Genomic DNA, 1048 nt, shown 5'->3' with positions numbered 1-1048 from the left:
CGGCGATCCGGGCCCTGGCGGCCGAGGCCCAGCAGGCCGGGGCGCGGGCCGCCGTCTCGGCGCGGCTGGCCGAGGACCGGGCCCTGCCGGGGTTCGGTCACCCGCTCTATCCCGATGTCGATCCGCGCGCCGAGGCGATGCTGGCCCGGTTCGCCCCGCCGCCGCACCTGGCCGAGCTCGCCCAGGCGGCCGAGGCCTTCACCGGCCTCAAGCCCAATGTGGATTTCGCCCTGGTGGCGATGTCGGAGGCCCTGAAGCTGCCGGCCGACGCCCCCTTCGCCCTGTTCGCCACCGCCCGCTGCGCCGGCTGGATCGCCCACGCCATCGAGCAGCTGCAGTCCGGCGCCCTGATCCGGCCCCGGGCGCGCTATGTGGGTGTGGAAGTGGGGTGAGGCGTCAGGCCGCCGCGTGGTCCTTCAGGACGCCGAGGGGGACGATGGCGAGCGTTTCCTCGTGGGTCGCCTCCAGCACCACCTGGGGCGGAGCGCCGGCGTCGAGCGCCTCCTTCCAGCGCGGCGCGCACAGGCACCAGCGGTCGCCGGGCTTCAGGCCTGGAAAGGCGTATTCGGGGACCGGCGTCGACAGGTCGTTGCCGACCATCTTCGAATAGGCCAGGAACTCCGCCGTCATCACCGCGCAGACCGTATGCAGGCCGGTGTCGTGCGGTCCCGTCTCGCAACAGCCGTTGCGGAAAAAGCCGGTGACGGGATCGAGGGAGCAGCTTTGCAGCTCGCCTCCGAGCACGTTTCTTGCATCGGCGTCGTATCGTGTGGTCATACCCGCACCTTAGTCACCAAAAGGCCCGCTTCGCCATGCAGAAGGAGGCTCCCGCCTTGACCGACCGCCCAGCCCCGGCTGAGCCCGACCGCCAGGTCCGGGGCGTGCGTGACAGCCGGAGCCGTTTGTCCATGCGTCTGAGAGAGGCCGTTCTGAGCGCCCTGTGCGTCGCCGCCGGCCTGGCCGGACCCGCGGCCGCCCAGGAGGTCGATCCGATCGGCGCCCTGCTGGACCAGGCGACCCAGCCGCCGCCCGCGGCGACCAGCCCCGC

2 protein-coding genes are annotated in these 1048 nt (G+C 72.5%); one reads left to right on the top strand and one right to left on the bottom strand.

Annotated elements, in window-relative coordinates; genetic code table 11:
- A partial coding sequence (locus tag MQH10_RS26220) for a citrate/2-methylcitrate synthase (RefSeq protein ID WP_272887170.1) occupies nucleotides 1-392 on the top strand: 392 nt, incomplete at its 5' end.
- 4 nt (nucleotides 393-396) lie between these two features.
- On the opposite strand, the gene MQH10_RS26215 is transcribed toward MQH10_RS26220, so the two are convergent.
- Nucleotides 397-777, bottom strand: a complete 381-nt coding sequence (locus tag MQH10_RS26215) for a DUF2237 family protein (RefSeq protein WP_242566901.1) — start codon at nucleotides 775-777, stop codon at nucleotides 397-399.
- Nucleotides 778-1048: the final 271 nt, after the last annotated feature.

The sequence above is a fragment of the Phenylobacterium aquaticum genome, assembly GCF_022695515.1.
Lineage (GTDB): Bacteria > Pseudomonadota > Alphaproteobacteria > Caulobacterales > Caulobacteraceae > Phenylobacterium > Phenylobacterium aquaticum.
Note: the sequence above shows the minus strand (reverse complement) of the source record. Positions and strands in the feature narration are given on the sequence as shown.